Here is a 9,955-nt window from a genome sequence, read left to right as displayed (position 1 = left end):
TTGCCAAGCCAGATCTGCAGTGCCCTGAAAGGGTGCTTCCCGCTGGCGCTCCTGCCTCGCATTCGCTCCCTTGCCAAGCCAGATCTGCAGTGCCCTGAAAGGGTGCTTCCCGCTGGCGCTCCTGCCTCGCATTCGCTCCCTTGCCAAGCCAGATCTGCAGTGCCCGGATGAGAGCCGATTAGGAGTTGGAAATTGCCGAAAGCTGGAACGTTCTTTCCTTTACTTCTTCCGGATCAACAGTTCGGCGAGCCACTCCGCTTTCCATAGCCGCTTTCGCTACCGCTGCCGCGACGTGTGCGGCAACCCGCGGATCAAACGGAGCCGGAATTACCTTGTCAGCACTTAATTCTTCCGCTGCTACCAGATCGGCAATCGCATAGACGGCCGCCAGTTTCATCTCTTCATTGATGTTTGTTGCATAAGTGTCAAGAGCTCCGCGGAAGATCCCAGGGAACGCCAGCACGTTGTTCACTTGGTTCGGGAAATCGGAACGGCCTGTTCCAATGACAGCTGCCCCCGCTTTTTTCGCATCCTCCGGCATAATTTCCGGAATCGGGTTGGCCATCGCAAAAATGATCGCATCTTTGTTCATCGATTGCACCATCTCCGGAGTAACCGCACCTGCTACAGAAACGCCGATAAAGACGTCTGCTCCTTTGATCGCATCCGCCAATGTCCCTTCCAAACGAGCGCGGTTGGTGACTTTGGCAACCTGTTCCTTGATTGGATTCATGCCAAACGGACGGCCTTCATAGACGATCCCTTTGGTGTCGCACATAATCACTTCTTTGACGCCCATGCTGAGCAGCAGCTTAATAATGGCGATACCGGCTGCGCCGGCCCCGTTTACAACCACGCGAATGTCTTCCAGTTTTTTGTCAACGACGCGCAGCGCATTGATCAAACCGGCAGCTGTTACAATTGCCGTACCATGTTGATCGTCATGGAAAACCGGAATATTTGTTTCCTTTTTCAATCGCTCTTCAATTTCGAAACATGCAGGCGCAGCGATATCTTCCAAATTCACACCGCCGAACGTCGGTTCCAACAATTTGACAGTTTCCACAATTTTATCTACATCGTTTGTTCCCAAGCAGATGGGAAAAGCGTCTACTCCCGCAAAAGTCTTGAACAACACCGCTTTTCCTTCCATTACAGGCATGGCCGCTTCCGGTCCGATATTGCCCAAACCAAGTACAGCGGTCCCATCGCTGACTACAGCGACAAGATTGCCCTTCATCGTGTACTCATACACTCTCGTCTTATCATCAAAAATTTCCTTGCAAGGCTCAGCAACTCCAGGTGAGTATGCGAGGCTTAAATCGTATGCATTTCGAACAGGAACCTTGGTGACAGCAGACAATTTCCCCTGATTTTTTCTATGTAGTTCCAGTGCTTCTTCCCTTAAATTCGACACAATATTCACTCCATTTCACACCCGAAGTTTTTTCTGTTAAGTGGTCTGACCACCTAAATTGTTATGTTCTCATTATAACAAAACAAGCTAATCTGTAAACCTTTGAGAATGACAAAAAGAGGGAGATTGTCTCATCTCCCCCAATTGATTGGCATTTCCTTTTGAATGACGCTGTTTTCTCCGACGATTTCTTTCGCCCGTTGCATAAATAGGGCGTCCACCTGCACCCGATTGGCATCCGGCAACCGCAGGGACTGTTTCCTGCTTTCGTAGTAAAGCACCACGGCCGTTGAGCCGCGTTTGTGCTGGAACAGTTGATGCAGTTCGTTCAAGGTAGAATCTTGTTCCTGCTGTGGCGAAATTTTCACAAACAGTACGGGTTCAGTGGCCGGCTGGGGCAAGGCGGTCAGATCCCAGACACGGGAGGCGAGCAGCTTGACCTGATCCTCCTGAAAGTCCAGTCTTCCTTCCAGCACCAGCAAACATTCTCGTTGGAACAGCTCTTGGGCTTTGGCATACACTTGCGGAAAGACGACCACCTCGACTTGTGCGGTTTTATCCTCCAGTGTTACAAATGCCATCGGCGCCCCTTTTTTGGTTTGAATGCGCTTTTCCTCCACGACCATTCCCGCAATCTTGACCGTCTGATCCGCTGAAAGTTCCGGCAAGGCGGCGATGGACTGAACTTCAGGGCGGTTGCTGACAAAGGCATATTGATCAAGCGGATGGCCGGACAAATAAACGCCGAGCAGATCGCGCTCTTCTTTCAATTGCTGCATTTGACTAAGCGGCGGAACTTCCGGATAGGTGGCGGGATCGCGCATTGGCTCTTGCTGACCCTGACCCGCCGCCATGGCAAACAAGTCAAGCTGTGCCTGTCCGTTTTTTTCCTGACGCGAGATTTGCCGCCCCATCGCTTCATCGAGCATCATCAGCAGTTGCGTCCGATGTCCGGGCAGACTGTCCAGCGCTCCGCACATGATTAATGACTCGATCACTCGTCTGTTAACGAGCCGGCTGTCCACCCTGCTGCAAAAGTCAAACAGATCGCGGTACGGTTTTCCGCTCCGTTCCTTGACGATGGAATCGATTGCGCCGTAGCCGACGTTTTTGACCGCCGCCAGACCAAAGCGGATCGCTCCCGCTTTCACCGCAAAAAACGCTTCGCTTTCATTGACATCCGGAGGCAGGACAGTAACGTGCAGCCGTCGCGCTTCCTCTACATACTCGGCAATTTTGGCCTGGCTGCCGATCGACAAGGAAAGCAGCGCGGCCATAAACGGCAACGGATAGTTCGCTTTTAAATACGCCATCTGATAAGCGATGATCGCATAGGCCACCGAATGGGCCTTGTTAAACCCGTAATCCGCAAAGCGGACGATCAAGTCGTAAATCTCGTGGGCAAGCCGCTCATCGTATCCCTGACGGATGCTGCCGGCGACGAATTTATCCCGCTGCTCGGCCAGCAATTCCCGCTTTTTCTTGCCCACCGCCCGCCGCAAAATATCGGCCTCGCCCAGACTGAAGCCGGCCATTTTGGAGGAGATTTGCATAATTTGCTCCTGATAAATCATAAAGCCGTGGGTCTCCCGCAAAATTGGCTCCAGATCGGGATGGGCATAGGCCACCTTTTTTCGTCCATGTTTGGCATCGATATATTCCGGAATGATCTCCATCGGCCCTGGACGATACAGAGCCAGGACAGCGACGATGTCATCAATGCCGGTCGGCTTTAACTCGCGCAAAACGCTGCGCATGCCCGCAGATTCCAGTTGGAACAGTCCGGTTGTTTCTCCGCGGCTCAGCATGCGGAAAGTTTTCTCATCAGCCGGCGGCAATCGGTTCAGGTCAAGCTGCACTCCTTCCTGCTGAAGCAAGCGAAGCGTCTCCTGAATAATCGTCAGGTTGCGCAACCCGAGGAAATCCATTTTCAAAAGCCCGATCTCTTCCAGCACCTCCATCGGATACTGGGTCAAGGCCAGCCCTTCGCTGCCGCTTTGCAGCGGAACATAATCGGTGAGCGGCTCGCGCGAAATCACTACACCTGCGGCGTGCGTCGAAGCGTGGCGCGGCAAACCTTCCAACCCTTGCGACAATTCGAGCAGCTGCGCAACCTGCTTGTTTTCCTCCGCCAGCCGCGCCAACTCCGGATTGACCTGCAGCGCTTTTTCAATCGTCATGCTGCCAGATTGCGGAATTTGCTTGGCTACCCGGTCAATCAGCCCCAGCGAAAGCCCCATCGCGCGTCCGACATCGCGGACAGCAGCCCGCGCCGCCATCGTACCAAAGGTAATGATTTGCGCCACCCGGTCGTAACCGTATTTGTTGGCGACATAATGAATCACTTCGTCGCGGCGCTCGATGGAAAAATCGATATCGATGTCCGGCATCGTCACCCGCTCCGGATTGAGAAAGCGCTCAAACAACAGGTTGTACTTGAGCGGGTCGACATTGGTAATTTTCAAGGCATATGCGACGAGGCTGCCGGCAGCCGAGCCCCGCCCCGGTCCGGTCGGAATTCCGTGCTCATGGGCGTAGCGCATAAAGTCCCAGACGATCAAAAAATAATCGGTAAACCCGGTACGGGTAATAATGTTTAATTCATGTTCCAGTCTTTGGCTGATGTCCGGCCCAATTTCGCCGTACCGCTCCCGGCAGCCTTCCAGACAAAGCCGCTTCAGCATCTCATCGGGGGTTTCCCCGGTCTGAATCGGAAAATACGGCAGGATATGCTGCCCAAAAGCGAGCTCAACCGTGCAGCGTTCCGCAATCCGCAGCGTATTGGCGAGCGCTTCCGGCGCATAGGCAAACAGCTTCGCCATCTCTTCCGGAGATTTGAGATAATACTGATCCGTCTCATAGCGAAAGCGCTCCGCTTCTTCGAGCGTTTTTCCCTCGCCGATGGCCAGCAACAAATCTTGCAGCCTGGCTTCGCTCTGTTCCACGTAATGAACGTTATTGGTCGCCACCAACGGGATTCCCGTCTCGCGGTGCAGTTCAACCAAACGTTGATTTAACCGCCGTTCCCGCTCCAGCCCGTGGTCCTGCAATTCCAGATAAAAGCGATCGTCGCCAAAAATTTCGCGATATTCCAGTGCCGCCAGTCTCGCTTGCTCCGTTTCCCCCGCCAACAAGCTGCGGGCCACTTCCCCCTGCAGACAGCCGCTCAATGCGATCAGCCCCGCACTGTGCTTGCGCAAAATCTCCTTGGTCAAACGGGGCAAAAGATAATGCCCTTCCAGATGGGCAATCGAACTTAATTTCAACAGGTTCCGATACCCCGATTCGTTTTCTGCCAGCAAGATCAAATGCGCCGGCGCCGGAGCATTGCGTATCCGGTCTTGCAGATTGCCTTCGGTTAAAATGTACGCTTCCATTCCTAAAATCGGTTTGACACCCGCGGCCCGGCAAGCCTTGTAAAACGGTACGGCACCGTACAGATTGACGTGATCGGTTATCGCCAGCGCAGGCATGCCCAATTCCGCCGTTTTGCGCACCAGCGCCTCGATCCGCGCCGCTCCGTCAAGCAGGCTGTATTCTGTATGAGTGTGCAAATGGACAAAAGAACCATTCACATTTCCTCTCCTCATTTCCGCAACGAATTTTCCGCATTCTGCTTTTTTCATTATACCCCAGGAAGGGACCTTGCGAACATACAATCGCTCTATTTGACCGCACTTCCATCATCTAGTAGGATGAGAGCAGTAGAAGCAGATTGAGAGGAAAGGAAGAAACGGAATGTGGTTTGCAGTTTATATGACCGGCATGATCGCCTCTTTGATTGCCAGCGTTTACTACAGTACTACCGCCAGACAGCGGGGGCTGCATCCGCTGCAATCGCGAATGATTTTGGGCAAAATGAATGTCTCGCTTGGCGTTCTTGTTTTGCTGTTCGGCATCAATCAATTTACGTTCGCTGATTTGAGTTCCCTGCGAATCGCCGTTGGGATCGTGCTGCTGTTTGTCGGGGCCGTCAACTTGATTTTTGGTCTGCGCAACTTTTTCCGTTACAGACAGCAGTGGCAAAACGCCGCAAAAAACGAGAGCTGAAACATGGCCGCTGCCGCGGAAAAAACGGATTATCCAAAAGTTTTCAGCTAGCGGTTCAGCACCGTTTGTTCTATACTTTTCACTGTGATAAGTAAACGCTTCTGGCGACCGTATCCCCAACGGTCGCCTTTTTTTATTGCAAGTCCACGATGGCGCCCGCAACTCCGGCGGATTGAGTTCGTATCAAGGCAAACAACCCGCAAGCCTCCAAAAAGGCATGCGGGTTGTTAGCGTTCGATAATCTGTGCAGTAATCATCGCCTGACCAACCAATTGTTCCTCATGGTACACGGCGACTTCCACTTTGCCAAAACGCCGGCTGATATCAAGCAATTTCGGTCGAACGACAATCTCGCTTTCCATCTGCACCGGTTTTAAAAAATAGACGGTGACATTTTCGGGGACCATGTCGCCCCGGCGATGCTCCCTAAGCACGTTGCAGGCCGCTTCGACCATGACGGTCGTGATGATTCCGCTGGCGATCGTACCCAGGTGGTTGGTCATTTGCGGCGTCACCTCGCCGATATACACGGTCTGTTCCCCTTCCTTCATCTCCCGGAAGTTGCTCATGATCAGATTGGGAAAAGTTTCTCCGGTTTGCGGCTGCTTCTGGATATACTGCAATGCCTTGATGACATCCTGGCGGCTGAGCACCCCGACCAGCTTCTTGTGATGGTCGACAACCGGCAGCAATTCAATTCCTTCCCATACCATCAAGTGTGCCGAAGAGGCCACAGAGACGCGTGAAGATGTCACAATCGGATTGCGCGACATCACCTTGTCGATGGTCACCTGCGGCCCATGCCCAATAATATCCTTGGAAGTGACAATCCCTACCACCCGCATTTGATCATCCGCCACCGCGAAGCGGGTTTCACCGTAGCGGTTTGTATATTCATGCCAAGTGGCGACCGTATCGGATGGATGCAGGACGGCTGTTTCGGACAATGGTTTCAAAATATCCTCGACCATCATGATCTCTTTTTTGATCAAGCGGTCATAGATCGCCCGGTTAATCATCGAGGCAACCGTAAAAGTATCGTAGCTGGAAGAGATGATCGGCAAGGCAAGTTTGTCAGCCAGCTGCTTTACCTCATCGCTGGTGTCAAATCCTCCGGTGATCAGCACGGCTGCTCCATGCTGCAGCGACAGCTTGTGAGCTTGATCCCGGTTCCCGACGATCAACAGACTGCCGGCGTCAATATACCTCATCATCGCCTCGAGCTTCATCGCTCCGATCACAAATTTGCTTAACGTTTTATGCAAGCCTTCCCTTCCGCCAAGCACATGGCCATCGACAATATTGACCACTTCGGCGAATGTCAGGCGCTCTATGTTTTCTTTCTGCTTTTTCTCGATGCGAACAGTCCCGACCCGCTCGATCGTGCTGACATAGCCCTGCACTTCCGCTTCCTTGATCGCTCGGTAAGCTGTTCCTTCGCTGACATCCAGGTCTTTGGCGATCTGCCGAACAGAAATTTTAGTTCCGATCGGAAGGTGGTCGATATACTGCAATATTTGTTCATGTTTCGTCGGCATTCTTCGTTGCACCTCCCCTTCCCCGCTGCAAGCTTTCTGCAGGCTCGTTCCCCGTTTCGCAAAGAGAGACGGCTCTCCTTCGCTAAAATTATACGGGTTGCCAAGGCAAAAAAAAAGTGCAGCTTTCAGCAGCCACACTTTAAAAGTATATAACATTAAGGGGGTTTTCATCGTGTCTTTACTATACCCCGGAAATATTACAGCAATATTACAAACGAGTTACAGTTTAGTTGCATTTCTGTGAAAAACTTTTAAAAATGCTCCGCTGTTCTTTACACAAGCAGCAACAACAACCCTTGCACGATACCGATCAGACCTCCCAACAAAAATCCGAGCACCGTGATCATTCGGAACTCTTTGCCGGAAATGCCCAAAATCATCTCTTCCAAGCGTTCCAGCGGAAACTGTTCGACCTGGCGCATGACAATTTCTTTAATGGATAATCGCTGGAACAACGGCTCGAGATTTTGCTGAACGGTGCCGATCGCCCAAGCGGCCAATTGCGGTATCAACCGCTCGTTCAGCTGTTGCCGAACCGGGGAAAGCAGCTCACCCACGGTTCTTTCGGTTAAGGCGACGCTTTGTTGTTCCAGTTTGACAAAAAGCTGTTCCTGCCAACGGGTGAGCTGTTCCGCACCGATCGATTGCAAGATTTCATCGGTTGGTTTGTCCAACAGCCGCTGTGCTTCCAGCTTCAAAAAGGCAGAGACTCGTCCAGCCAGCGCTTGGTTCCGCAACGTTTCATCCAGATAGGGCAGCAGCTTGGCACTGATTTTGTCCTCGCCCAGAAACATTCCGACCAAACCGCCCAGCATTCCTCCGCCGCCGCTCAGCATGCTGCGAACCAATTCCTGAACGGTCCGCTGCCCTTCCGGGGTTTGCAAATAATGACGCAACCGCATTAACAATTGCTGTCCCAGATTATCGAGCAGCTCGTCCAGCCTCGTCTGCAGGTCTGGCGGCAAAACGTCCCGCAACGGCTTCCCGGCAAACTGGCGCAACCAGCTGTCGGCAAGTTCGTTCCATCGTCGTTGCAAAGGCTGACGAATCGCCGGATGCCACTGTTCGTCCTCCGTCAAAATTTCCGGCCACCACTGCTGCACAAGGCTGCGAATGGTTCGCGGACTTTCCGCCCATTTGTCGACTTGGCCGTTCATCCATGCGGCCAGGCTTTGTTCGAAGTTCCCCTCGGCAATTGCCCGCTTGATCCCTTCGGTGGTCAGCAGATGCGTTTCCACCAGTCTGCCCATTTGCACGCTGATTTCCTCTCTGCGCCGCGGCAGCAGCCCAGGGGTAAACGGGACTCTCCATTTGCCCAAATAAATCGCCTTGTATGGACGAAACAACATGCGTATTGCCAATTCATTCGTCAAGCCGCCGATCAGCGAACCGATGACGACATTGACAACCAACAGCAACCAACTATTCATATGCGCCCCCTTACTCCGCAAAGTAACCAATTTTCTTGCGCCCTCATAAGATAGACTAACCTTACGCCGACGGAAGGGGATAGCCATGTCTTATGTACGAGCGATGATACAAGCGATCAAAGTTGACCAGGCTGAAGCTGATCTTTATCTTCCCCGTAATCTGATTCGTAAGTGGCAATTGCCTGCCGCGATATCTGTCCAGTTCGGCAATAAAGTCATCAAAGCTGATGTAAAAGAAACGAAGGCGATGCAGTCCATACGCGCCAACTCCAGACTGGTGCGCTCCTTGCATCTGCCGCTGGGAAATTCGTTGCAATTGCGCTATGCGGCTGATCAGCATCGCCTCGTCTTTGGACCGCTGATCGGGATCCTGCTTTCCAGCATTCAACCGCACAATCAGGACGCTCCGTTCGGTCCATTTACCCCCTTTTTAAACGAAATTGCGGAAATTTGCCGCAAACGGGGGATGGTTGCCTGTGCCTTCTGTACTGAACACGTAGATTGGGAGAAGCAAACCCTGCGAGGGTTGGTACAACTAGACGGCACATGGCGCATGACGACCTTGCCGCTGCCTCAATGCATCTATAACCGCCTTACCTCCAGACGGGCTGAACGGACGGACCAGGTAGGTGCATGGATCCAGCGTTGCAAGGAATTCCGGATTCCTTTCTTTAATGAGCAGTTTTTGAACAAATGGAATGTCCATAAAGCATTGGAGCATGACGCCAGGGCATCTGATTACTTGCCCAAAACGATCATTTACCAAACGGCAAAAGATTTGGCTGATATGTTGACACAGCATCGCCTGGTTTATGCCAAGCCAACGTCCGGCAGCATGGGCCGGGGCATTTTTCGCATTCAGCGAACGGCAGGCGGGTACTCGCTGACCAAGGCTACCGATCAAGGAAGCGTCACGAAAAACTTCAAGAAACTGGATAACCTGCATCAGTACCTGGTTCAGCGCAAGAAGGGCAAAGTTTATCTTCTTCAACAAGGATTGCGATTGATCGGGTTTCGTCGCAAACCGGTTGATTTCCGTGTCCTGGTGCAAAGAAACAGACGAGGGGAATGGGCGGTTACTTCCTTGATTGCTCGTCTTGGACAAAACAGTGTCGTCTCCAACATCGCCCGCGGCGGTTCGATGCTGCCTGCCCTGCAAGCGTTGCGTTTGTGCGGCCCTTGGCAGACGATGAACCGCCCGGATACCCAGACGCTTAAAAAAGTTGCCCTGCAAATTGCCCGTTCCCTGGAATCGTCACTGGAAGGTCATTACGCCGAATTTGGCATTGACCTCGGTGTCGACATATACGGGCGAATTTGGCTATTGGAAGTAAACAGCAAACCTTCAAAATCGATCAGCGCTGTTCAAATGACCGTCGATACCGTTGAAGCACCCAGACGTCCTCGCCCCTCCGTCTTTCGTACACTGGATTATGCCGCATACTTGTGCGGGTTTCCGCTCAAATCGGGCAGAAGAAGTACGGAGAAACGAACCACCAATCTAAAACGAAGGTGACGCT

The 9,955-nt window shown here is 52.4% G+C and carries 6 protein-coding genes; 2 read left to right on the top strand and 4 right to left on the bottom strand.

What is annotated here, in order from left to right:
• Positions 1-178: 178 nt before the first annotated feature.
• A complete protein-coding gene (ystJ, locus tag JOD01_RS14410; protein ID WP_204519013.1) occupies positions 179-1,417 on the bottom strand; it encodes an NADP-dependent malic enzyme in 1,239 nt (412 codons plus the stop codon).
• 131 nt (positions 1,418-1,548) lie between these two features.
• Entirely contained in the window at positions 1,549-5,007 is a 3,459-nt protein-coding gene (locus tag JOD01_RS14405) for a DNA polymerase III subunit alpha (protein ID WP_204519022.1), read from the bottom strand.
• A gap of 148 nt (positions 5,008-5,155) precedes the next feature.
• Between JOD01_RS14405 and JOD01_RS14400 the strand changes: the two genes are divergently transcribed.
• Positions 5,156-5,467, top strand: a complete 312-nt coding sequence (locus JOD01_RS14400; protein WP_204519012.1) for a YtpI family protein — start codon at positions 5,156-5,158, stop codon at positions 5,465-5,467.
• Positions 5,468-5,694: 227 nt separating this feature from the next.
• Here JOD01_RS14400 and JOD01_RS14395 read toward each other — a convergent pair whose 3' ends face one another.
• The gene (locus JOD01_RS14395) at positions 5,695-7,005 is read right to left on the bottom strand and encodes a DRTGG domain-containing protein (protein WP_204519011.1); all 1,311 of its coding nucleotides are present in this window, start codon (positions 7,003-7,005) and stop codon (positions 5,695-5,697) included.
• 272 nt (positions 7,006-7,277) lie between these two features.
• Positions 7,278-8,435: a DUF445 family protein gene (locus tag JOD01_RS14390; RefSeq protein ID WP_204519010.1), complete on the bottom strand. Its 1,158-nt coding sequence runs from the start codon at positions 8,433-8,435 to the stop codon at positions 7,278-7,280.
• 85 nt (positions 8,436-8,520) lie between these two features.
• Here JOD01_RS14390 and JOD01_RS14385 point away from each other — a divergent pair, with 85 nt between their 5' ends.
• Positions 8,521-9,951: a YheC/YheD family endospore coat-associated protein gene (locus JOD01_RS14385; protein WP_204519009.1), complete on the top strand. Its 1,431-nt coding sequence runs from the start codon at positions 8,521-8,523 to the stop codon at positions 9,949-9,951.
• The last annotated feature ends 4 nt before the right edge of the window (positions 9,952-9,955 follow it).

This window comes from Brevibacillus fulvus, from assembly GCF_016908525.1.
GTDB classification, from domain to species: Bacteria; Bacillota; Bacilli; order Brevibacillales; family Brevibacillaceae; genus Brevibacillus_G; species Brevibacillus_G fulvus.
Note: the sequence above shows the minus strand (reverse complement) of the source record. Positions and strands in the feature narration are given on the sequence as shown.

Bases quoted from the DNA above. Each gene is read 5' to 3' on its own strand.
- JOD01_RS14405 (WP_204519022.1), bottom strand. From the start codon at position 5,007: ATGAGGAGAGGAAATGTGAATGGTTCTTTTGTCCATTTGCACACTCAT.
- JOD01_RS14400 (WP_204519012.1), top strand. From the start codon at position 5,156: ATGTGGTTTGCAGTTTATATGACCGGCATGATCGCCTCTTTGATTGCC.
- JOD01_RS14395 (WP_204519011.1), bottom strand. From the start codon at position 7,005: ATGCCGACGAAACATGAACAAATATTGCAGTATATCGACCACCTTCCG.
- JOD01_RS14390 (WP_204519010.1), bottom strand. From the start codon at position 8,435: ATGAATAGTTGGTTGCTGTTGGTTGTCAATGTCGTCATCGGTTCGCTG.
- JOD01_RS14385 (WP_204519009.1), top strand. From the start codon at position 8,521: ATGTCTTATGTACGAGCGATGATACAAGCGATCAAAGTTGACCAGGCT.